At 73.9% G+C, this 20,583-nt stretch carries 21 protein-coding genes; 13 read left to right on the top strand and 8 right to left on the bottom strand.

All coding sequences use genetic code 11. From position 1 onward, the window contains the following. Positions 1-103: 103 nt before the first annotated feature. The 5 genes from ACYVGN_RS07220 to ACYVGN_RS07200 all read left to right on the top strand — a co-directional run bounded on the left by ACYVGN_RS07220 (position 104) and on the right by ACYVGN_RS07200 (position 6,427). A complete protein-coding gene (locus tag ACYVGN_RS07220) occupies positions 104-2,116 on the top strand; it encodes a TPM domain-containing protein (RefSeq protein WP_460789788.1) in 2,013 nt (670 codons plus the stop codon). Beyond that, a complete protein-coding gene (locus ACYVGN_RS07215; protein WP_460789786.1) occupies positions 2,116-4,104 on the top strand; it encodes a TPM domain-containing protein in 1,989 nt (662 codons plus the stop codon). The genes ACYVGN_RS07220 and ACYVGN_RS07215 overlap by 1 nt, the downstream gene beginning before the upstream one ends. Positions 4,105-4,158: 54 nt before the next feature. Next, positions 4,159-4,896 (top strand): PspA/IM30 family protein, encoded by a 738-nt coding sequence (locus ACYVGN_RS07210; protein WP_460789784.1) that lies wholly within the window; start codon positions 4,159-4,161, stop codon positions 4,894-4,896. A 221-nt stretch (positions 4,897-5,117) separates the two neighbouring features. Then, on the top strand, positions 5,118-5,942 hold the full coding sequence (locus ACYVGN_RS07205) for an arginase family protein (RefSeq protein ID WP_460789782.1): 825 nt from the start codon (positions 5,118-5,120) through the stop codon (positions 5,940-5,942). Then, positions 5,939-6,427: a Fe-S oxidoreductase gene (locus ACYVGN_RS07200; RefSeq protein ID WP_235563046.1), complete on the top strand. Its 489-nt coding sequence runs from the start codon at positions 5,939-5,941 to the stop codon at positions 6,425-6,427. The genes ACYVGN_RS07205 and ACYVGN_RS07200 overlap by 4 nt, the downstream gene beginning before the upstream one ends. Here ACYVGN_RS07200 and ACYVGN_RS07195 read toward each other — a convergent pair. The 3 genes from ACYVGN_RS07195 to ACYVGN_RS07185 form a co-directional block, all read right to left on the bottom strand. Beyond that, positions 6,414-6,875 (bottom strand): SIP domain-containing protein, encoded by a 462-nt coding sequence (locus ACYVGN_RS07195; RefSeq protein WP_460789780.1) that lies wholly within the window; start codon positions 6,873-6,875, stop codon positions 6,414-6,416. The two genes, ACYVGN_RS07200 and ACYVGN_RS07195, sit on opposite strands and share 14 nt — an antisense overlap. A 72-nt stretch (positions 6,876-6,947) precedes the next feature. Further along, positions 6,948-7,664 (bottom strand): tyrosine-protein phosphatase, encoded by a 717-nt coding sequence (locus tag ACYVGN_RS07190; RefSeq protein WP_134745931.1) that lies wholly within the window; start codon positions 7,662-7,664, stop codon positions 6,948-6,950. After that, positions 7,661-8,146 carry a carboxymuconolactone decarboxylase family protein gene (locus tag ACYVGN_RS07185; RefSeq protein WP_134745930.1) on the bottom strand — a complete coding sequence of 162 codons (486 nt, stop codon included), beginning with the start codon at positions 8,144-8,146 and terminating at the stop codon, positions 7,661-7,663. The genes ACYVGN_RS07190 and ACYVGN_RS07185 overlap by 4 nt, the downstream gene beginning before the upstream one ends. 214 nt (positions 8,147-8,360) lie before the next feature. Between ACYVGN_RS07185 and ACYVGN_RS07180 the strand changes: the two genes are divergently transcribed. From ACYVGN_RS07180 to ACYVGN_RS07150, 7 genes are all read left to right on the top strand, one after another. Next, the gene (locus tag ACYVGN_RS07180; RefSeq protein WP_460789778.1) at positions 8,361-9,296 is read left to right on the top strand and encodes an alpha/beta fold hydrolase; all 936 of its coding nucleotides are present in this window, start codon (positions 8,361-8,363) and stop codon (positions 9,294-9,296) included. Between the two features lie 47 nt (positions 9,297-9,343). Further along, positions 9,344-10,867 (top strand): ABC transporter substrate-binding protein, encoded by a 1,524-nt coding sequence (locus tag ACYVGN_RS07175; RefSeq protein ID WP_460789777.1) that lies wholly within the window; start codon positions 9,344-9,346, stop codon positions 10,865-10,867. A gap of 91 nt (positions 10,868-10,958) precedes the next feature. Beyond that, positions 10,959-11,909, top strand: coding sequence for an ABC transporter permease (locus ACYVGN_RS07170; protein WP_460789775.1), 951 nt, complete (start codon positions 10,959-10,961; stop codon positions 11,907-11,909). Continuing rightward, the gene (locus ACYVGN_RS07165) at positions 11,906-12,787 is read left to right on the top strand and encodes an ABC transporter permease (protein WP_460789773.1); all 882 of its coding nucleotides are present in this window, start codon (positions 11,906-11,908) and stop codon (positions 12,785-12,787) included. Before ACYVGN_RS07170 ends, ACYVGN_RS07165 begins: the two co-directional genes overlap by 4 nt. Continuing rightward, positions 12,784-13,569: an ABC transporter ATP-binding protein gene (locus ACYVGN_RS07160; RefSeq protein WP_460789771.1), complete on the top strand. Its 786-nt coding sequence runs from the start codon at positions 12,784-12,786 to the stop codon at positions 13,567-13,569. The genes ACYVGN_RS07165 and ACYVGN_RS07160 overlap by 4 nt, the downstream gene beginning before the upstream one ends. Further along, positions 13,563-14,354, top strand: a complete 792-nt coding sequence (locus tag ACYVGN_RS07155) for an ABC transporter ATP-binding protein (protein ID WP_460789868.1) — start codon at positions 13,563-13,565, stop codon at positions 14,352-14,354. The genes ACYVGN_RS07160 and ACYVGN_RS07155 overlap by 7 nt, the downstream gene beginning before the upstream one ends. Positions 14,355-14,440: 86 nt before the next feature. Beyond that, positions 14,441-15,268 (top strand): NAD(P)H-dependent flavin oxidoreductase, encoded by an 828-nt coding sequence (locus tag ACYVGN_RS07150; RefSeq protein WP_460789769.1) that lies wholly within the window; start codon positions 14,441-14,443, stop codon positions 15,266-15,268. Here ACYVGN_RS07150 and ACYVGN_RS07145 read toward each other — a convergent pair. From ACYVGN_RS07145 to ACYVGN_RS07130, 4 genes are all read right to left on the bottom strand, one after another. Beyond that, on the bottom strand, positions 15,259-15,945 hold the full coding sequence (locus ACYVGN_RS07145; RefSeq protein ID WP_460789767.1) for a GNAT family N-acetyltransferase: 687 nt from the start codon (positions 15,943-15,945) through the stop codon (positions 15,259-15,261). The genes ACYVGN_RS07150 and ACYVGN_RS07145 overlap by 10 nt on opposite strands. A 30-nt stretch (positions 15,946-15,975) precedes the next feature. Beyond that, positions 15,976-16,686 carry a uracil-DNA glycosylase gene (locus ACYVGN_RS07140; protein WP_460789765.1) on the bottom strand — a complete coding sequence of 237 codons (711 nt, stop codon included), beginning with the start codon at positions 16,684-16,686 and terminating at the stop codon, positions 15,976-15,978. Positions 16,687-16,703: 17 nt separating this feature from the next. After that, positions 16,704-17,210: a phosphoribosyltransferase gene (locus ACYVGN_RS07135; protein WP_134745922.1), complete on the bottom strand. Its 507-nt coding sequence runs from the start codon at positions 17,208-17,210 to the stop codon at positions 16,704-16,706. A 92-nt stretch (positions 17,211-17,302) separates the two neighbouring features. After that, complete coding sequence (locus ACYVGN_RS07130; protein WP_460789763.1) at positions 17,303-18,097, bottom strand: SDR family oxidoreductase; 795 nt, start codon at positions 18,095-18,097, stop codon at positions 17,303-17,305. Between the two features lie 133 nt (positions 18,098-18,230). Here ACYVGN_RS07130 and ACYVGN_RS07125 point away from each other — a divergent pair, with 133 nt between their 5' ends. Further along, positions 18,231-19,559: a bifunctional o-acetylhomoserine/o-acetylserine sulfhydrylase gene (locus ACYVGN_RS07125; RefSeq protein WP_460789761.1), complete on the top strand. Its 1,329-nt coding sequence runs from the start codon at positions 18,231-18,233 to the stop codon at positions 19,557-19,559. 115 nt (positions 19,560-19,674) lie between these two features. Here ACYVGN_RS07125 and ACYVGN_RS07120 read toward each other — a convergent pair whose 3' ends face one another. Further along, complete coding sequence (locus tag ACYVGN_RS07120) at positions 19,675-20,541, bottom strand: polyphosphate kinase 2 family protein (protein WP_055993007.1); 867 nt, start codon at positions 20,539-20,541, stop codon at positions 19,675-19,677. Positions 20,542-20,583: the final 42 nt, after the last annotated feature.

Below are 20,583 nucleotides of genomic sequence, written 5' to 3'. Positions count from 1 at the left end.
CGGCATGCCGCACGGTGCATAGGATCGAGGACGGAGCGCCCGGTCGCGGCGCTGCCGCGGAGGGGGCGCGATGACGGCGTGGGGCACGAGGACGGCGCGGTCGATGCGCGCGATGCTGGCGATCGGGCTGGCGACGGGGGCCGCGCTGATCGCGACGCCCGCGCACGCAGAGGACCCGGTGGAGCTCGACGACGACTTCGTGCTCGACGAATCCGACGTGCTGAGCCCGGCCGAGGAGCAGGAGGCGCAGACGCGGCTCGCGCAGCTGAGCGCCGACACCGGCTATGAGCTGTGGGTCGTCTACGTCGACACGTTCGAGAACCCGTCCGCCGCCGACGACTGGGCCAACACGACGGCCGAGTCCAACGGCCTCGGGATCGACCAGTACCTGCTGGCGGTCGCGGTCGAGGACCGCAACTACTATCTCTCGGCGGCGACCGAGGGGCCCGTGAGCGAGCAGCGGATCGCGGAGATCGAGTCGGCGGTACAGCCCTTCCTGTCGGCCGAGGACTGGGTCGGCGCCGCCGACGCGGCCGCCGACGGACTGGACGGCTCGGGACCCGGTGGCGGCGCGGCCGGCGGCGGCTCCGTCCTGCCGTGGGTCATCGGCGGGGCCGGGGTCGCGGCGGTCGGCGGCACGGCGTGGTACCTCGCCTCCCGCCGCCGCAAGGGCACCTCCGGCGGCCAGGCCGGCCCGGGCGCCGAGCCCGAGGTCACGACCGAGGAGCTCGCGCGCCGCGCCGCCTCGGCCCTGGTCGGGACGGACGACGCCGTGCGGGCGAGCGAGCAGGAGCTCGGCTTCGCGATCGCGCAGTTCGGCCGCGAGGCGACCGGCGAGTTCGAGCAGGCGCTGCAGGCCGCCAAGGCCGACCTCGCCAAGGCGTTCGAGCTCAAGCAGCGCCTGGACGACCACGAGCCCGACGCCGAGCAGGACGTGCGTGCGTGGAACGGCGAGATCATCCGGCTGTGCGAGGCGGCCGCGACCACGCTCCAGGACAAGCAGGCCGCGTTCGGCGAGCTGCGCCGCATCGAGCAGGACGCCCCCGCCGCGCTCGCGGAGGTGCAGCAGCGTCGCGCCGCGGCGGACGGGGCACCCGAGCGGATCGAGACCGGGGTCGCCGAGCTGCGGTCCCGCTACGCGGCCGACGCGATCACGACCGTCGCCGACAACCCCGCGCAGGCGCGGGCGCGGCTGGCGTTCGCCGACGAGCAGCTCGCCCGCGCGCAGCAGCTGGTCGGCGCGGGCGACGGCGGCGAGGCCGCCGTCGCGATCCGCGCCGCCGAGCAGGCGGTCGCGCAGGCCGCGCAGCTCGAGAAGGCGGTCGCCGATCTCGGCGCGACGCTCGCGACGGCCGAGCAGCAGGCCGCGGCGCTCGTGGCCGACCTCGAGCAGGACCTCGCCCGCGCGCGCACGCTTCCCGCCACGGGCGAGGTGGCGGCGGCGGTCGCCGCGACCGAGCAGGCCGTCGCGCAGGCTCGGCACAACCTGTCCGGATCGGCCCGCAGCCCGCAGGCGCTCCTCGAGGCGCTGCAGGCCGCGAACGCGCAGATCGACGCGGTCGTCGGCAGCGCGCAGCGCGCGCAGCAGATGCTGGGGCAGACGCTGCTGCAGGCCCGCAGCCAGGTCACGGGCGCCGAGGAGTACATCGCGGCGCGGCGCGGCGCGGTGGGCGCGGAGGCGCGCACACGGCTGGCCGAGGCGGGCGCCGAGCTCGCGCGGGCCGAGGCCCTCCAGTCCGGCGACCCCGCGCAGGCGCTGCAGCGCGCGCAGCGCGCGCTGCAGCTCGCGTCCGAGGCCGCGCGCCTCGCCCAGGCCGACGTCGAGTCGGCCGACTGGGGCGGCGGCCTCGGCGGAGGCATGCTGGGCGGCGGCATGCTGGGCGGCGGCGGACGCGGCGGCGGCATGGTGGACGGGCTCGTCGGCGGCCTGCTGGGCGGCCTGATCAGCGGCGGCCTCGGCGGGGGCGGCACACGAGGCGGCACGAGCGGCTGGGGCGGGGGCTCCGTGCTCGGCGGCCTGGGCGGAGGACTGGGCGGCGGCCTCGGCGGCCGCAGCAGCCGCGGCGGCGGCGGATTCGGCGGGGGCCGCGGACGTCGCGGAGGCGGCCGCTTCTGATGCGTCTCGCGCCACGCACCCCGGCGGCCGTCGCCACGGCGGTCCTGGCGGGTGCGCTCGCGCTCGCGCCGCTCGCCGCCCATGCGGAGCCGCCGGGCGACCTCGACCCGGGCTACGTCACGGACCGCGCCGGAGTGCTGTCGGCATCCGAGGAGCGCCGTCTCGAGCAGCACCTCGAGGCGCTCGCCGCGGCGCCCGATCGGCCCGAGCTCTACGTTGTGTTCGTGGACGACTTCACGTCGCCGTCCAACGCGCTGCAGTGGGCCGACCGCGCGTCGCTCCAGAACAACCTCGCCGCGGACCAGTACCTGCTGGCGATCGCGACCGAGGGCCGCGCGCTGGCGATCTCCGCCGAGTACGAGGGCGGTCCGCTCCGCGAGAGCCGCGTTCTCGAGATCGAGGACCGGCTCGGCTCGGAGCACCTGGCGAACGACGACTGGGTCGGGGGCGTCGAGTTCGTCGCCGACGAGTTCGACGAGGTGCCCCCGCCCTGGTGGGTATGGCTCATCGGCATCGGCGCCGCCGCCCTCCTGGTGTTCGTGATCGTGCAGTTCGTGCTGCTGGGGCGGCGCCGCGCGGCCCGCGCCCTCGAGCTGCGCACGCTCGCGGGGCAGCGCCGGCGCGCCTCGATCGCGCTCGTGCGCGCAGATGAGGCCCTGCGCACCAGCGAGCAGGAGCTCGACTTCGTCACGGCCGAGTTCGGCGAGGACGCCACGCGCGAGTACGCGCAGGCGCTCGCGGACGGGCGAGCCCGCATCGACCGCGCGTTCGAGCTGCAGCGCCACCTCGAGGACGCGACCGAGGACTCCCCCGCCGACACCCGCTCGTGGACCGACGAGATCCTGGCGGCGTGCGCGGCAGTGGACCGCGAGCTCGAGCGTCGCCGCGACTCGCTCGCACGCCTGCGGGCGCTCGCGACGGACGCGCAGGCGACGCTCGAACGCCTGGAGCGCTCCCGCGCCGAGGCGGACCGGCTCGTCGCCTCGGCCGCCGAGCGGATCGCCACGATGTCCGGCGCCTACGCGCCCGCCCAGGTGGCGCCCGTGGCCGACAACGCGTCGGAGATGCGACGACGGCTCGAGGCGGCCGACGAGTGGCTCGGCAGGCTGCGCGACGCCGTCTCGCGCGGCAGGGCCGCCCAGATCTCCGCCGCGGTGCACGAGATCGAGCGCCTGATCGCGGAGACGACCGCACTGCACACCGCGGTCGAGGCCCACGCCGCGACGCTCGGGGTCACGGCCGCGAGCAGCGCGCCCGCCGTCGGTTCGGCCGTCGTGGGCGGCGACCTCGGCCACGGCTCGTCGGCCCTGCCTTCCTCTCCCGTCACCACCGGGGAGCCGACGGGCGACCGGGAACTCGACCGCGCGGCCTCCGCGGTCCGCACCGCCGAGGCGACCGTCACGGCGCGCGCGGGGCGCGTGTCCGCCGCCGCGCTCGGCGCGCTGCGGCAGGCGCACGCCGCCCTGGCGCTGGCCCGCGCGGCACTCGCGACGGATGCCGCCGCGGCCACCGGCCACGCCCGCGACGCCGTGCGGCACGCCGAGACCGCGCTGACGGCCGCCGGCATCCGGTCCGACGAGCGCCCCGGGCGGCGCCGGGTGCGCGCCTTCGGCTCGAACGGCGGCGAGGCGTCTCCGACACGATCCGCCGACGAGGACGACGGCGCCGGCGGGCGCGCCCTGTGGGGCGCGGTCAGCGGCGGCGCGGTCGGGCTGTTCTCGAGCCTCGGCGTCGCGGACGAGTCGGACGGCGCGGCGGGGATCGTCCTGCTGTTCACGCTGGGCGGCGTCGTGCTCGGCGCGCTGTCGGGCTGGTTCGGCAACGGCGAGGGCGGCGGATCGTCCTCCGGCTGGGGCGGATCGTCCTCGTCCGCATCCTGGTCCCGCTCGTCCGGACGCTCGTCGTCCGGCGGTCGCTCGTCCACCCGCTCGTCCCGCTCGTTCGGCGGAAGCCGATCGTCCGGCCGCTCGGGAGGGCGGCGCTTCTAGACTCGCCCTCGAGGCACCTCACGCACACCTCAACCGCCACACGAAAGGCACAACATGGCAAAGCAGTCCATCTTCGGGCGCATCTCGACGCTCGTGAAGGCGAACATCAACGCGATCCTCGACCAGGCCGAGGACCCGGAGAAGATGCTCGACCAGCTGGTGCGCGACTACACCAACAACATCGCGGACGCCGAGGCGGCCATCGCCGAGACCATCGGCAACCTGCGTCTGCTGGAGCGCGACCACGCCGAGGACAAGCAGGCCGCGGTCGAGTGGGGCAACAAGGCGCTCGCCGCCAGCCGCAAGGCCGACGAGCTGCGCGCGGCGGGCGACCCGGTCGACGCCGACAAGTTCGACGCGCTGGCGAAGGTCGCGCTGCAGCGCCAGATCTCGGCCGAGAACGACATCAAGGCCACGGCGCCGCAGCTCGAGGCGCAGAGCGAGGTCGTCGAGAAGCTCAAGGCCGGCCTCAACGGCATGAAGGTCAAGCTCGAGCAGCTGCGCAGCAAGCGCAGCGAGCTGCTCGCGCGTCAGAAGACCGCCGAGGCGCAGACCAAGGTCGTCGACGCGGTCAAGTCGATCGACGTGCTCGATCCCACGAGCGAGCTCGGTCGCTTCGAGGAGAAGGTGCGCCGCGTCGAGGCGCAGGCCCAGGGCAAGGCGGAGCTCGCGGCGTCGAGCCTCGACGCGCAGTTCGAGAGCCTAGAGGACCTCGGCGAGCTGACCGAGGTCGAGGCGCGCCTCGCGCAGCTCAAGTCGGGCGGTCAGCCGCAGGGCCAGCTCGGCGCCTGACGCTCGGTCACGACCGCGGGGCTGCACTCGATCGGGTGCAGCTCCGCGGTCGCTCGATCGCATGTGGGCCGCCCACGCCGACACAACGCAGGACTTCCCGCGGATCCCGGGCGTGCCGCCCGCTTCGCGCCCCGCGACACGCCGTCGACACGGCAGAGGTCCTGCGTTGTGTCGGTACGGGGATCCGTGCGCGAGGGCGCGATCCGGGGCAGGATGACTGCATGGCCCGGTTCCTCGTCGTCCCTCAGTGGCAGGGCTCACCCTCGTCGCGCGCGATGGCCCACATCGACGGCGCGGAGGCGATCGCGGGCGACCTGCCGCGCGCCGCGTGCACGTTCGTCGACGTGCCGCTCGAGGCGGGAGACACGCTCGAGACCGGCGTGCTGCGCGCGAGCGCGCTGCTGCGCACCGCCGACGGCGTGCGCGCCGCGCTCGAGGACCTGCCGGCACCCGTGATCGTGGTCGGCGGCGACTGCGGCGTCTCGGTCGCGGCGATCGGGCACGTCGCCGCCCAGACCGACGAGCCGCTCGCGCTCGTGTGGTTCGACGCCCACGGCGACCTGCATGCGCCGGATTCGTCGCCCAGCGGCGCGTTCGCGGGCATGGCGCTGCGGGCGGTGCTCGGCGAGGGCGCGCCGGGGCTCGTCCTGCCGCCCGGTCTCGTCCCGCCCGAGCGGGTCGTGCTGGCCGGCGTCCGGATGCTCGACCCCGAGGAGGACGAGCTGCTCGCGGAGTCCGGGATGGCCTCGCTCGCGCCCGCGGAGCTGGAGCGCGCGGACGCGCTCGCCGACGCGGTCGCGGCCACCGGCGCGCGCCGCGTGTACGTCCACGTGGACCTCGACGTGCTCGACCCCGCGCACATCGCGGGCGTCTCCTCCCCCGAGCCCTTCGGCGTCGCCCCGGCCGCGCTGGTCGCCGCGATCGGCGCCCTGCGGGCGCGCGTCGAGCTCGCGGGAGCCACGGTCGCGGGCTTCACGCCCGCGACGCCCGCCGCCGCCGTCGAGGACATGGGCGCGATCCTGCGCATCATCGGGGCGCTGGCGTGAGCTGGCCGCACGCCGAGCTCGACGCCCTGCCCCGCGCGATCCGGACGGGCGCCGAGCGCGCGCTCCGCCGCGGCGAGCGCGTGGACGGGCTGCTGCCGCGCATCCTGCTGGACTCCCCCGTGAGCCTGGTCGGCTACGCATGGGGCACGGCGATCGGATGGGTCTGGGGCACCCTGTGGAGCACGGGCCCGGTCGAGCGCCGCGAGGGCCTGTGGGTCTTCCGGGGCCTGCCGAAGTGGGCGTTCCCGCGCGGGGGCGTGTGCGTGGGCGGCTGCTTCCTGACCGGCGACGGGCCCGTCACGGCCGAGCTGCTGCGGCACGAGGCTGTGCACCGCGACCAGTGGCGCCGCTACGGGTTCCTGATGCCGCTGCTCTACCTGCTCGCGGGGCGCGATCCGCTGCGCAACCGCTTCGAGATCGCGGCCGGCCTGCGCGCGGGCGGCTACGTGCGCACGCGGCGCGGACCCGGGGTCAGCCGCGGCTGAACAGGCGGAAGCGCTCGGGCGCGTGGATGCGCTCGGGCGCGACGTCGAGACGTTCGGTGAGGTGGTCGACGATGTCGGCGGTGCCGAGGTAGCCGCCGAGCAGGTCGACGCGCGTCTCGTCGTGCTCGTCGCACATCATCTCGTCGGCCCACGCCGTGACGGCGCGCGTCAGGGCGGCGCCCGGCGTGCACGAGCGGCCGGATCCCGGGGCGCCCGTGCGGGCGGAGCGATCGAGCCAGGTCACGACCATGCGCGGCGGCGCCGAGATGGGCGCGATCCAGCCGGCGTCCGGCACCTCGATGAACACGCGGCCCGTGGCGCAGATCGGCAGGGTCGCGAGCAGCGCCTCGAGCTCGGCGAACGACTGCTCGTCCGCGGTCACGAGGTGCTGCACCCGCGTGTGGCGCGAGGCGCGGCAGGCGGAGGCGTTGTGCTCGACGGCGGTCATGATGCCTCCATCATACGCCCCAACTCAGGGTTGCCTTACCTCACCCGCCACTGACCGGCGCGAGCGCGCGGCTCACTCCTCGATCAGCACGCGGCGCAGGTCGGCGAGCTCGTCGTCGCGCAGGCCGTGCGCGTGCAGGAACCCCGCCGCGGAGCCGTGCTGCGCGCGGATCTCGTCGAGGATGGTCCGCATCACGTGCGCGGGCGACCGGCTCGCGAGCTCCTCGAGGTTCCGGGCGTGCGGATACACGGCGCGCATCCGCGCCAGCGCCTGCTCGTTGCGCCACGCGGGGAGCATCCCCTCGGTCCGGGCATAGTCCGCGATCACGGCGTCCTCGTCCACACCCACCGCGGCGAGCGCGAGCGCGACCGTCACGCCCGTGCGGTCCTTGCCGACCGTGCAGTGCACGAGCACGGGCTGCGCACCCAGGATGCCGCGCACGGCCGTGACCAGCCGGTCGCCCGCGCGCTCGAGGAGCGCACGGTACATCTCGATGAGCGTCATGTCCTCGAGGAAGAAGGACGCGAGCGACCCGAGGAACAGGGGCACCCGCAGCGTCTCGACGTCCCCGACGCGGCTCGGCGCGTGCTCGACCTCGTCGTCGTCGCGCAGGTCGACGATCCGGCGCACGCCCAGCGCGCGGAACGCCGCGCCGCCGAGCTCGTCGACCGCGGCCAGGTTGCCCGAGCGATATAGCACCCCCGACCGCGTCCGACCCTCGCCGGCGGGCAGCCCTCCGACGTCGCGGAAGTTGACCGAGCCCGGGACGAGGCTCTCTCCCGCGGTCACGCTCCGGCCGGGGCGCCGGCGGGGTCGCGCCGGGGAACCGGGTAGCGTCCGGCGATCACCACGCGGTTGAACGAGTTGATCGAGACGCACAGCCAGCTGACGCCGAGGTACTCCTTCTCGGTGAGCACGGCGCCCACGCGCTCGTAGACGTCCTCGGGGATGCCGCCGCGATGGATGAACGTGAACGCCTCGGCGAGCTCGAGCGCCGCGCGCTCGCGGTCGGAGAAGACGCCCGACTCGCGCCAGACGGGAAGCTGGGCGAGGTCGTCGAACGTGACCCCGGCGGCCAGCGCGCGGTCGGAGTGGATGCGCGTGCAGTACGCGCAGCCGTTGAGCTGCGAGCAGTGCATCAGCACGAGCTCCTTGAGGCGGTCGTCGATGCCGTTCTCCCGCGCGATGCGGCCGACCTCGCGCGAGAACGCGTCGAGCGCCTTGTAGGCGGTCGGCTCGGACTTCGACAGATGCACCCGCGGCTGGTCCATGCTGACACTTTACCGAGGCGATCAGAGCGCCCGCCCGGAAGGCACGCAATCAGAGTGCACAATGGATGAACGTATTACTTCGCGTTAAGCGCACCACAATGGGACCAAGACCGTGCACCTTGCTCCGCGAGCCTCCCGAGGCCTCGCGGGAGCGGCAGAATGGACGCGTCCCGCCCGCCACCGGGCACCATCCTCGCAGGAAGCAGCCGGATCCGTGACAGAGAACCCGACCGCCGCGCGCACGCGCGACGAGTTCGCGTACCTGCCCGGCCAGGCCGAGCGCCTGGGCCGCGAGGCGCCCTCCGCCGAGCGCCTCGCCCTCGACCTGCCCGACGGTCGCGCGCTCAGCGCCCTGCGCCTCGGCACCGGCCTCCCCCAGGTCGTCCTGCTGCACGGCGCGGGACTGAACGCGCACACGTGGGACACCACGGCACTGGCCCTCGGCGCGCCCGTGCTCGCGATCGACCTGCCGGGTCACGGCGACTCGACCTGGCGCGACGACGCCGACTACCGGCCGCGCACGCTCGCGCCCGACGTCATCCTGGGCATCGAGGAGTGGGCCGCGGCCCCCGTGGTGCTCGTCGGCCACTCGCTCGGCGGCATCACGGCCGCCGCGGTCGCCGCGCAGCGCCCGGATCTGGTGGCCTCGCTCGTGCTCGTCGACATCACGCCGGGCGCGAGCGGGGGCGGCGGATCGGCCGAGCTGCGCCGGTTCTACGAGCGCACGGACTTCGACTCACGCGAGGCCGCGGTCGAGCACGCCATGGGCTTCGGGCTCGGCGGCTCGCTCGAGGACGCGCGCCGCGGCGTCTTCCACAACACGCGCGTGCGCGACGACGGTCGCGTCGAGTGGAAGCACCACTTCGCCCGCATCGCCCAGCAGGCGCTCGCCGCGCCGGCCGACGCCGCGACCCCGGCGCTGGTCGACGAGTCCGGATGGGACGACCTCGCCGCCGTCCGCGCTCCCCTCCTGCTGATCCGCGGCGAGCGCGGCTACGTCGACACCGCAGCGGCCGACGACTTCGCCCGACGCCTGCACGATGCCGAGGTGGTCGCGCTCGCGGCCCCGCACAACGTCCAGGAGGCGGCACCCGTCGAGCTCGCCGAGCTCATCGCCTCCCGGATCCACCCGAACGGGACGCGGCCCTGAGGGCCGGCCCCAGCCGGCGCCCGCCGCGCCGATCCGAAAGGACACCCATGCACAGCTTCTCCTCGCGCCCCGCGCTTCTGCGCCGCTCCGCCGTGGCGGGCCTCGGCATCGCCGCGCTCGCGCTGGCCGGGTGCACCGGCTCGCCTCAGCCGGGCCCGACAGGCGAGCCCGACCCCGACGCGACTCTGCGGCTGGGCCTGGTGCTGGAGCCCGACAACCTCGACATCCGTCACACGTCGGGCGCCGCGCTCGAGCAGATCCTGATCGACAACGTGTACGAGGGTCTCGTGACCCGCACCGAGGAGAACGAGATCGTGCCGTCGCTCGCGAGCGAGTACGAGGTGTCGGAGGACGGCCTCACCTACACGTTCACGCTCAACGAGGGCGTGACCTTCCACGGCGGGGGTGAGCTCACGGCGTCGGACGTCGTGGAGACCTACAACCAGGTCCGCAACGACGAGACGCTGATCGGACACGACCAGCTCGCGCACGTCGTGGCCGTGGACGCGCCCGACGACCGCACGGTCGTCCTGACGCTCGACCAGCCCGACCAGAACCTGCTGTTCGCCCTGACGGGCCGCGCGGGCCTGGTGTTCGACGAGGGCGACGAGACCGACCTGAAGACCGCCGCGAACGGCACCGGGCCGTTCACCCTCGCCGACTGGAGCCAGGGCGACGGCATCACCTTCACGCGCAACGACGAGTACTGGGGCGAGGCCGCCGGCGTCGCCGCGGTCGAGGTCAGCTACATCCCCGACTTCACGGCCGGCGTCAACGCCGCCCTCGACGGCAGCCTCGACGTCCTGACGGCCGTGCAGGCCGACCTGGCGCCGCAGCTGGACGGGCAGAACGGCTTCACCCTGACGCGGGGCGCGACCACCGACAAGGCGACGCTCTCGTTCAACAACCAGGCCGCACCGCTCGACGACGTGCGCGTGCGCGAGGCGCTGCGCCTGGCGATCGACCACGAGGCGCTGGTCGAGGCCGTGGGCGCCGCGACCACGCAGTACGGCCCGATCCCGGCGCTCGACCCCGGCTACGAGGACCTGTCGGATGTCGCCCCGTTCGACCCCGAGCGCGCCAAGGAGCTGCTCGCGGAGGCCGGTCAGGAGGACCTGGAGCTCGAGCTCACGATCCCGTCGTTCTACGGCACGACCGTGTCGACGTTCCTGGTGTCGGCGTTCAACGACATCGGCGTCGAGCTCAAGGTCGACCCGGTCGAGTTCCCGACGTGGCTGCAGGACGTGTACACGAACAAGGACTACCAGCTGAGCTTCGTGCTGCACGTGGAGCCCCGCGACTTCGGCAACTTCGCGAACCCGGACTACTACTTCGGCTACGACAACGCCGAGGTGCAGGAGCTGTACGCCGAGGCGACGAGCACGGTCGACCCCGACGAGTCGGCCGAACTGCTCGCCCAGGCGGCGCGCATCGTGTCGGAGGACCACGCGGCCGACTGGCTGTACACGGGCGAGACCATCACGGCGGTCGGGCCGGGCGTCGCGGGCTTCCCCGTGCACTCGATCAACTCGCGCATCGACCTGGCCGATGTGACGCTCGCGACGGAGTGACCGGCCGCGTGACGCGCGGCGTGACGATCCGGCCGCGACGCCCGCGGATCGCGTAGCGTGAGCGGCATCAATCCCCTAGGCGAGCGCACCGGTGATCCGATACCTGCTGACGAGACTGACCCTGCTGGCGGTCGGCCTGCTCGTCGCCAGCGCGCTCATCTTCACGGTGCTGCGCGTGCTCCCGGGCGACGTGGCGCAGCTGATCGCCGGCACGCAGGGATCCGAGGCGCAGGTGGCCGAGATCCGGCGGCAGCTGGGCCTCGACCGGCCGCTGTGGGCGCAGTACCTCGACTGGATCGGCGGCGTGCTGCGCGGCGACCTGGGCGTCTCGATGCTCACCGGATCGCCCGTGGCCGGCGAGCTGTGGGAGAAGGCGCGCGTCACGCTCCCGCTCGGCGTGCTGTCCCTCCTGGTGGCCCTGCTGATCGCGGTGCCTTTCGGCGTGCTGTCGGCCGTGCGCCGCGGGCGCGCGGACGGCACGGCCATCAGCGTCGTGTCGCAGGCCCTCGCCGCCGTGCCCGTGGTCTGGGCGGGGATGATGCTCGTGGTGCTGTTCGCCGTGCTCCTCGGCTGGCTTCCCGCGCAGGGCTTCCCGCGGTCCGGCTGGGCCACGCCCGACCTCGCGCTGCGCTCGCTCGTGCTCCCCGCGCTCACGATCGGCGTCGTCGAGGGGGCCATGCTGCTGCGCTTCGTGCGCAGCGCCACGCTTCAGGCGGTCGGCCAGGACTTCGTGCGCACCGGCGCCGCCAAGGGCCTCACGCGCACGCAGGCGCTCATCCGTCACGGGCTGCCGTCGGTCGGCCTGTCGATCGTGACCGTGCTCGGTCTGCAGGTGGCCGGCATCGTGGTCGGCGCCGTCGTGATCGAGCTGGTGTTCAACCTGCCGGGCATCGGCCGGATGCTCGCGACCGACGTGGGCTCGCGCGATCTGGTGATGGTGCAGGGCGAGCTGCTGGTGCTGACGGGCTTCGTGCTGCTGATCGGCTTCGCGGTGGATCTGCTCCACCACGCGATCGATCCGCGTCAGCGGGAGGCCGGATGAGCCTCGTCGCGCGCCTGTGGCGGCTCTCGACCGGCCGCTTCGGCCTGATCGTCGCCGGCGTCGTCGTCCTCACCGCGCTGGTGTCGCTCGTGTGGACGCCGTTCGACCCCCGCACGGTCGACATCTCCCACCGCTGGGGGCTGCCCGGCTGGCCGCACGTGCTCGGCACCGACGGCACGGGGCGCGACATCCTGAGCCTCGTGATGGCGGGCGCCCGCACCACCGTGCTGGTCGCGATCGGCGCGGGCCTGGTGTCGACCGCGGTGGGCGTGCTGCTCGCCTCGATCGGCGCGCTCACGCCCCGCTGGACGCGCGAGGCCGTCGCTGTGCTGATCGACATCCTGATCGCGTTCCCCGTGCTGCTGATCGCGATGATGATCTCGTCGGTCTGGGGCGGCTCGCTCTGGGTCGTGGTCTGGTCGGTGGGGATCGGCTTCGGCGTGAGCATCGCGCGCGTCACGCGGCCCGAGCTGCGCCGCGTCAGCCGCAGCGACTACGTGCTCGCAGGGCGGGCGTCGGGCCTCACCGCGCTGCAGAACCTGCGCCGGCACCTGCTGCCCAACGTCGCCCCCGTGTTCATCGTGCAGTTGTCGTGGTCGATGGCCGTCGCCGTGCTCGCGGAGGCGGGCCTGTCCTATCTCGGCTTCGGCGCCTCGGTCACGGAGCCCTCGTGGGGGCTGCTGCTGGCCGACCTGCAGCAGTACCTGCAGGTGCACCCGCTCTCGGTCGTGTGGCCGGGTCTGGCGATCACGCTGACCGTGCTCGCCCTGAACCTGCTGGGCGACGCGCTGCGCGAGGCGACCGACCCGACGCTGCGCGGCCGGCACGTCCCGGGGCCGAAGGCCATCCCCCACACGACCCCGGGGGTGGTCGCTTGAGTCTCGAGGTCAGCGACCTGGTGGTCGAGATCGGCGGCCGCACCGTGGTCGACCGCGTCTCGTTCGCGGTTCCCGACGGGGCGCGCGTCGGGCTGATCGGCGAGTCCGGCTCGGGCAAGTCCCTCACGGCGCTCGCGATCCTCGGCCTGCTGCCCGACGGCGCGACCGCGCGCGGCAGCATCCGCTGGAACGGACGCGAGCTGATCGGGCTCCCCGACCGCGAGCTGGCGAAGCTGCGCGGCGACGAGATCGGCATGGTGTTCCAGGAGCCGCAGACCGCGCTCAACCCGATCCGCACCGTCGGCCGTCAGATCGCCGAGTCCGTGCGCATCCACCGCGACGTCACGCGCGCCGAGGCCCGGCGCATCGCGGTGGACGAGGCGCGACGTGTCCTGCTGCCCGCCCCCGACGCCATCGTCCGCCGCTACCCGCACCAGCTCTCGGGCGGTCAGCGCCAGCGCGTCGCGATCGCCATGGCGCTCGCGTGCGGGCCGCGGCTGCTGATCGCCGACGAGCCCACCACGGCGCTCGACGTGACGATCCAGGCCGAGATCCTGCAGCTGCTGCTCGGCCTGGTCGCGGACGCCGGGATGTCGCTGGTGTTCATCACGCACGACCTCGCCGTGCTCTCGCAGGTCGCCACCCACGGGGTGGTGCTGGAGCACGGCCGCGTGGTCGAGGAGGGCGAGGTCTCACGCCTGCTGCGGTCCCCCGCGCATCCAGTCACGCAGGGACTGCTGCGCGACGCCACGGCCACACTGTTCCGTGGGGAGGCATCGTGACGCAGCCGGTCATCCGCGCGCGCGGCCTGAGCCGTCGGTACACGCTGCCGCGCGAGACGCTCTTCTCCCCGCGGCGGGAGACCGTCGCGCTCGCACCGACGGATCTCGACGTCGCCCCCGGCACCGCGCTGGGCGTGATCGGCGAGTCCGGATCGGGCAAGTCGACGCTCATCCGGCTGCTGCTGGGGCTGGACCGCCCGACGACCGGCACGGTGGAGGTCGACGGCCGCCGGGTCGACGCCGGCGCGCCCGCACGGTCGCTGCACTGGCTGCGGCGGCAGACCGGCATCGTGTTCCAGGACCCGTACGCGTCGCTCGATCCCCGGATGACCGTCGAGCGGATCGTCGCCGAGCCGCTGTGGGCGCTCGGGATCGGCGGCGACCACCGCGGGCGCGTCCGCGAGGTGCTGGCGGATGTGGGCCTCGAGCCCGACATGGCCTCGCGCTACCCGCACGAGTTCTCGGGCGGGCAGCGCCAGCGCATCGCGCTCGCGCGCGCGATCGCCCACCGGCCGGCCGTCCTCGTGGGCGACGAGCCGCTGTCCGCGCTCGACGTCACGGTCCGCGCGCAGATCCTCGAGCTGCTCGCCCGGCTGCGGGGACGCGACGGGCTCACGCTCCTGCTGGTGTCGCACGACATCGGCGTGGTGCAGAGCCTGTGCGACACGGTCGCCGTCATGAAGGACGGCGCGATCGTCGAGCACGGCGCGACCGCCGACGTGCTGCTGCGCCCGCAGCACGCGTACACGCGGCGCCTGCTGGCATCCATCCCCGTCATCGGCTGACACGGCGCCTCCGGACCTTCACGGCGCGTCCACCTCGACGCCACGGACACGCCATCGGGCCGGCGGCCGCGTGGCAGGATCGAGGCGTGAGCACCGCCTGGTCCGACCGCCTCGGCATCCGTCATCCGCTCGTGTGCGCCCCGATGGGCGGCGTCGCCGGCGGACGGCTCGCGACGGCCGTGTCGCGGGCGGGAGCGCTCGGCATGATCGGGATGGGCAGCGCCGGCTCGCCCGAAGCCCTCGCGCGCGAGCTGGCCCTAGTGCCCGACGGGGTGCGCGTCGGGATCGGGCTCGTGGACTGGGTCATGCGCTCCCGCCCCGAACTGCTCGACGCGGCGCTCGCGGCGCGGCCCGTGCTGCTGTCGGTGAGCTTCGGCGACGACTTCGACTGGGTCGCGCGGGCACACGACGTCGGCGTCGCCACCGTGACCCAGGTGCCGGATGTGGCGGGTGCCGAGCGCGCGGCCGCCGCCGGAGTGGACCTGATCGTCGCGCGCGGGCTGGAGGGCGGCGGCCACGGCCGACCGCTCTCGGGGCTCGCCGACCTGCTGTCCCGCGTGCTCGCGGCCGTCGAAGTGCCCGTGCTCGCGGCCGGCGCGATCGCCACGGCCGACGACGTGCGGCGCGTGAGGGACACGGGCGCGGCCGGCGTGTGGGTCGGCACGGCGTTCGCCGCGTGCCCGGAGTCGCTGCTCGGCGACGCCGACCGGACGGCGATGCTGCGCGGAGCCGACACGGTCCTCACGTCGGAGTTCGACCGGCGCTCGGGCTACGCGTGGCCCGAGGACGTGCCCGAGCGAGTGCTCGCGGGCGAGCCGCGCTCGATCGACGCCGGGCTCGGAGTGCGCGCGCTGACCGCGGCCCGGCCGGCCGGCGACGTCGTGGAGTCGCTCGCGGCGGGGCTCTACGCCTGAGGCGTCGACTCCTCCGCCTTGTCTCCCCCGCTTCGCTTGTCGCTGCTCGCCGGCGCAGCGGCGCCCAGTATCCGCTTCAGCACGCCCGGCTTCTTCTTGGGGTGCAGCTGCTTCTGCAGGTAGACGGTGCCGAGCCAGCGGTCGAACTTGTAGCCGACCTTGCCCATCCGGCCGACCTCGACGAAGCCGAGCTTCTCGTGCAGCGCGATGGAGCCCTCGGCGCCCTTGTCGCTGATCACGGCGACGAGCTGGCGCAGGCCGATCTCCTCGCACGCCTCGATCAGGGCCTCCAGCAGCGCGCGGCCGAGGCCCTTGCCGGTCGCCGCCTGACCGAGGTAGATCGAGTTCTCGACCGTGTACCGGAACGCGGACTTACCCGCCCACGGCGACACCAGGGCGTAGCCCAGCACCTGCCCGCTCGGAGAGACCGCGACCAGGAACGGCAGGCCGAGCTTCTGCAGGTGCTCGAACTTCTCGCGCCACTTCTTGACCGACCAGGCCTTCTCGTCGAAGGTCACGACCGAGTTGCGCACGTAGTGGTTGTAGATCTCGCGGATGTCCGGGATGTCCGCGAGGGTCGCCGGGCGGATCTTGTACGAGAAGGGCCGCTCCGGCTCGGGCTTGCGGCGCAGGTGGCGCGGCAGCACGCGGCGCTTCTGGTACTCCTCCTCCAGCATGCGCACCAGCCTACGACCACGGCGTCGGCGCTACGCCGGGATGCGCCAGTCCACGGGCCCGCCGCCCTGCGCCTCGAGCAGCGCGTTCACGCGCGAGAACGGGCGCGATCCGAAGAACCCCCGGCTCGCGGACAGCGGCGACGGATGCGCGGACTCGACCCACGGCACGCCGGGACGGCCGCCCGTCGAGGCGAGCAGCGGCTTGAGCCCCGCCGCGTCCCTTCCCCACAGGATGGCCACGAGCGGACCGCCGCGGTCGACGAGCACGTGGATGGCGTGCTCGGTCACGCGCTCCCACCCCCAGCCGCGGTGCGACGCGGCCTCGCCCGGGCGAACCGTGAGCACGCGGTTCAGCAGCATCACGCCCTGGTCGCTCCAGGCCGACAGGTCGCCGTGCGGCGCGGGCGGGATGCCCAGGTCGTCGTTCAGCTCACGGTAGATGTTCTGCAGGCTGCGAGGCAGCGGGCGCACGTGCCTCTCGACCGCGAACGACAGGCCGATCGGATGCCCGGGGGTCGGGTACGGATCCTGTCCGACGATCAGCACGCGGACGTCCGCGAGCGGGCGCTGGAACGCGCGCAGCACCCTCTCGCCCGCGGGCAGGTACCCGCGGCCCTCCGCCACCTCGTGGCGCAGGCGCTCGCCGAGCGCGGCGATGTCGCCCGCGACGGGCGCGAGCGCCTCGGCCCAGCCGCGGTCCATGAGCCCGGCGTCGGCCAGCTCGGGGAGCGTCATCGGCATGACGGCCTCCGGCACGCTCAGGCCGACGCCTCGAGCCCGGCGTCCTCCTCGCGCACGGTGCCCTTCGCCGACCACGGGAAGTCGATCCACAGGTCCGTGGCCTTCCAGGCGTAGTCCGGCGTGATGATCGTGGACGGCTTCGTGTAGATCGTGACGGAACGGACATCCGCGCCCTGCGACTTCAGCAGGTCGACCGCGAGCGCGAGCGTCCGGCCCGAGTCGGCGACGTCGTCGACCAGCAGCACGCGGCGCCCGTCGAGGTAGGCCATGTCGAGCTCGGGCGGCAGCACCTCGGGGGCGTCCAGCACCGTGCCGATGCCCGTGTAGAACTCGACGTTCAGCGCGCCGCAGTTCTTGGCGCCCAGGCCGTAGGCGATGGCGCCCGCGGGCAGCAGGCCGCCCCGCGCGATCGCGACGACCACCTCGGGCTCGAAGCCGTCGTCGAGGATGCGCCGCGCCAGGTCGCGCGTCGCCTCGCCGAAGCCGTCCCAGGTGAGCCGCTCGCGGATGTCGGTGTCTCCCACGCGGGGTCCTTTCGTGTTTTTCGGATGTCTCACTTCGGCGCGGAATCCGACCCGGATTCCGCGCCGAAGTGAGACACGGGAAGGGGGGTGGATCAGTCGCGCGGCTTCAGCGGGCCGCGGGCGAGCAGGTGCTGCGCAGACTGCGCGACGGGGCGCATCGTGACCAGGTCGAGGTTGACGTGGCCCGGCGCGTTCAGCGCGTACGCGATCACGTCGGCGACGTCGTCGGCCACGAGCGGCGCCTCGACGCCCTCGTAGACGCCGGCCGCCGCGTCCTGGCTGCCCAGCCGGTTGAGGCTGAACTCCTCGGTGTGCACCATGCCGGGCGCGATCTCGATCACGCGGATCGGCTCGCCGTTCAGCTCGAGCCGGAGCGCGTTCACGAGCATGGCCTCGCCGGCCTTGGCCGCGTTGTAGCCCGCGCCGCCCGGGTACGCGGTCTGGGCGGCGGTCGACGTGACGAACAGCGTGTCGGCGTGGCCCGATCCGGCGCGGACCGCGTCGCGCAGCTGCGGCAGCAGCGCCTTCACGAGGCGCTGCGCCGAGAGCACGTTGACCTCGTACATCCACGTCCAGTCGTCGGGGTCGCCATCCTCCACGCGATCGGTGCCGCGCGCGCCGCCCGCCACGTGCACGAGAGCGTGGACCCCGCCGGTCGCGCGCAGGTGCGCCGCGAGCGCGTCGACGTCGGCCTGCGAGGTGAGGTCGGCCGCGAACACGCCGGCCCCCGTCTCGGCTGCGAGGGCCTCGAGCCGGTCCGCGCGGCGGGCGACGCCGACGACGTCCCATCCGGATGCGCGCAGGGCGCGCGCCGTCGCCTGCCCGATCCCGGAGCTCGCGCCCGTCACGACCGCCCGCCGACCCGCGCCTGCCCCGCTGTTCGCCATGACATCAACCGTACCGGCCGGAGAATGTGACGCCGCGTTTCCCGTCCATTGCCCGTCCAGGGAGGCCGACGTAACGTCTCATCAGGCCCTTCTCTCGGCCGCCAGACTTCGTCCCGATCCCCGGAGGTCCGTCATGACCGATGCCCCGCAGGCGCAGCTGCGCTTCGAGACCCTGCAGATCCACGCCGGTGCGGCGCCGGATCCGGTCACGGGCGCGCGCGCGACGCCGATCTACCAGACCACGTCGTACGTCTTCCGCGACTCGGACCACGCCAAGAACCTGTTCGCGCTCGCCGAGGTCGGCAACATCTACACGCGCATCCAGAACCCGACCCAGGAGGTCGTCGAGCAGCGGCTCGCGGCCCTCGAGGGCGGCACGGGCGCGCTGCTGCTCGCGAGCGGCCAGGCGGCCGCGACGTTCGCGGTGCTGAACATCGCGCAGTCCGGCGACCACATCGTCTCGTCCAGCTCGATCTACGGCGGCACGTACAACCTCTTCAAGTACACGCTCGCGAAGCTCGGGATCGACGTGACCTTCGTCGAGCACCAGGACGACCCCGCCGCGTGGCGCGCCGCCGTCCGCCCGAACACCAAGCTGTTCTTCGCCGAGACGATCGGCAACCCGCAGATCAACGTGCTCGACATCCGCGCCGTCGCGAACACCGCGCACGAGGCCGGCGTGCCGCTCATCGTCGACAACACGATCGCGACGCCGTACCTGATCCGCCCGTTCGAGCACGGCGCCGACATCGTGGTGCACTCGGCGACCAAGTTCCTCGGCGGGCACGGCACCGTGATCGGCGGCGTGATCGTCGACGGCGGCACGTTCCCGTGGTCGCAGCACGGGGACCGCTTCCCCGGCCTGACCACGCCGGACCCCTCGTACCACGGCGCCGTCTACACCGAGGCGGTGGGCGACGAGCTCGCGTACATCATCAAGGCGCGCGTGCAGCTGCTGCGCGACCTCGGCGCCTCGATCTCGCCGCAGAGCGCGTGGCAGCTCATCCAGGGCATCGAGACCCTGTCGCTGCGCGTCGAGCGCCACGTGCACAACGCGCAGCTCGTGGCCGAGTGGCTCGAGAACCACGCGGATGTCGCGACCGTCAACTACTCGGGTCTGCCGACCTCGCCCTGGTACTCGGCCGCCAACGCGTACGCCCCCAAGGGCGTCGGCGCGGTCCTGTCGTTCGAGCTCAAGGGCGGCGTGGACGCCGGCCGCACGTTCGTGGACTCGCTGAAGCTGTTCAGCCACCTCGCCAACATCGGCGACGTGCGCTCGCTGGTCATCCACCCCGCCTCGACCACGCACTCGCAGCTCACGCCCGAGCAGCAGCTCAGCGCGGGCGTCACGCCCGGCCTGGTGCGCCTGTCGGTCGGCCTCGAGAACGTCGAGGACCTGCTGGCCGACCTCGACCAGGCGCTCGCCGCCGCGCGCGAGGTGAGCCGCGCCGCGCGCGTCTGACGACGCCGCTTCGACGAGACCGCGATCCCGCGCTCGGACAGCAGTGGTCCACTGCCGTCTCGGCGCGGGGTTGCGGTCTCGCGTCGTCGAGCGCCGGGGCGCCACCGGCGCGGCGTCAGAGGGTCGCCCGCAGGCGCTCCTTCTCGAGGGCGACGTCGAAGTCGGCGACGGGCCACTGCGGGTCGATGGACTCGAGCACCTCGAGCAGCAGCGCCTGCACCGCGAGCCGCGCGTACCACTTGCGGTTCGCCGGCACCACGAACCACGGCGCCTCGTCGGTGGACGTGCGCGACAGGGCGGTCTGGTAGGCCGCCATGTACTCGGGCCACCGCGCGCGCTCGTCCACGTCGCCGGGGTTGTACTTCCAGTGCTTGTCGGGGCGCTCGAGGCGCTCCATCAGCCGCGCGCCCTGCTCGGCGTGCGAGATGTGCAGCATGACCTTGATGATGCGGGTGCCGGACTCCGCCAGGCGCCGCTCGAAGTCGACGATCGCGCCGTAGCGGCGCTCGATCTCCTGCGGCTCGGCGAGGCCCCGCACGCGGCCGATGAGCACGTCCTCGTAGTGCGAGCGGTCGAACACGCCGATCATGCCGGGCCGCGGCACGCGCTTCTCGATGCGCCACAGGAAGTCGTGCGCGAGCTCCTCCTCGGTGGGCGCCTTGAACGCCGCCAGCTCGATGCCCTGCGGATCGACGCCGCCCACGACGTGCCGGATGATCCCGCCCTTGCCGGCGGAGTCCATGGCCTGCAGCACGAGCAGCACCGAGTCCTTGGACGTGCCCCCGCGGCTCGCGGCGAACAGCCGCTCCTGGTACTCCGCGAGCTCGGCGAGGCCCGCCGCGAGGTCGGCCTTGCTCGCGGCCTTGTCGCCCGCGTAGCCGGGGGTCGACTCCGGGTCGACGTCGTCGAGCCGGAAGCCCTTGCCCACGCGGAGCGCGGTCAGCGCGTCCTCGGTCCACTGCACCTGACTCTTCGCCGTCATGCGGGACATTCAAGCATCCGGCGGCGCCCGCTGACGAGGACG

The sequence above is a fragment of the Microbacterium lacusdiani genome, from assembly GCF_054779895.1.
Note: the sequence above shows the minus strand (reverse complement) of the source record. Positions and strands in the feature narration are given on the sequence as shown.

What these genes read in the sequence shown, in the direction of transcription:
- ACYVGN_RS07125 (WP_460789761.1), top strand. Translation starts at nt 18,231, where the DNA reads ATGACCGATGCCCCGCAGGCGCAGCTGCGCTTCGAGACCCTGCAGATC.
- ACYVGN_RS07220 (WP_460789788.1), top strand. Translation starts at nt 104, where the DNA reads ATGCGCGCGATGCTGGCGATCGGGCTGGCGACGGGGGCCGCGCTGATC.
- ACYVGN_RS07175 (WP_460789777.1), top strand. Translation starts at nt 9,344, where the DNA reads ATGCACAGCTTCTCCTCGCGCCCCGCGCTTCTGCGCCGCTCCGCCGTG.
- ACYVGN_RS07140 (WP_460789765.1), bottom strand. Translation starts at nt 16,686, where the DNA reads ATGCCGATGACGCTCCCCGAGCTGGCCGACGCCGGGCTCATGGACCGC.
- ACYVGN_RS07120 (WP_055993007.1), bottom strand. Translation starts at nt 20,541, where the DNA reads ATGACGGCGAAGAGTCAGGTGCAGTGGACCGAGGACGCGCTGACCGCG.
- ACYVGN_RS07210 (WP_460789784.1), top strand. Translation starts at nt 4,159, where the DNA reads ATGGCAAAGCAGTCCATCTTCGGGCGCATCTCGACGCTCGTGAAGGCG.
- ACYVGN_RS07130 (WP_460789763.1), bottom strand. Translation starts at nt 18,097, where the DNA reads ATGGCGAACAGCGGGGCAGGCGCGGGTCGGCGGGCGGTCGTGACGGGC.
- ACYVGN_RS07215 (WP_460789786.1), top strand. Translation starts at nt 2,116, where the DNA reads ATGCGTCTCGCGCCACGCACCCCGGCGGCCGTCGCCACGGCGGTCCTG.
- ACYVGN_RS07195 (WP_460789780.1), bottom strand. Translation starts at nt 6,875, where the DNA reads ATGACCGCCGTCGAGCACAACGCCTCCGCCTGCCGCGCCTCGCGCCAC.
- ACYVGN_RS07205 (WP_460789782.1), top strand. Translation starts at nt 5,118, where the DNA reads ATGGCCCGGTTCCTCGTCGTCCCTCAGTGGCAGGGCTCACCCTCGTCG.
- ACYVGN_RS07185 (WP_134745930.1), bottom strand. Translation starts at nt 8,146, where the DNA reads ATGGACCAGCCGCGGGTGCATCTGTCGAAGTCCGAGCCGACCGCCTAC.
- ACYVGN_RS07165 (WP_460789773.1), top strand. Translation starts at nt 11,906, where the DNA reads ATGAGCCTCGTCGCGCGCCTGTGGCGGCTCTCGACCGGCCGCTTCGGC.
- ACYVGN_RS07145 (WP_460789767.1), bottom strand. Translation starts at nt 15,945, where the DNA reads ATGCTGGAGGAGGAGTACCAGAAGCGCCGCGTGCTGCCGCGCCACCTG.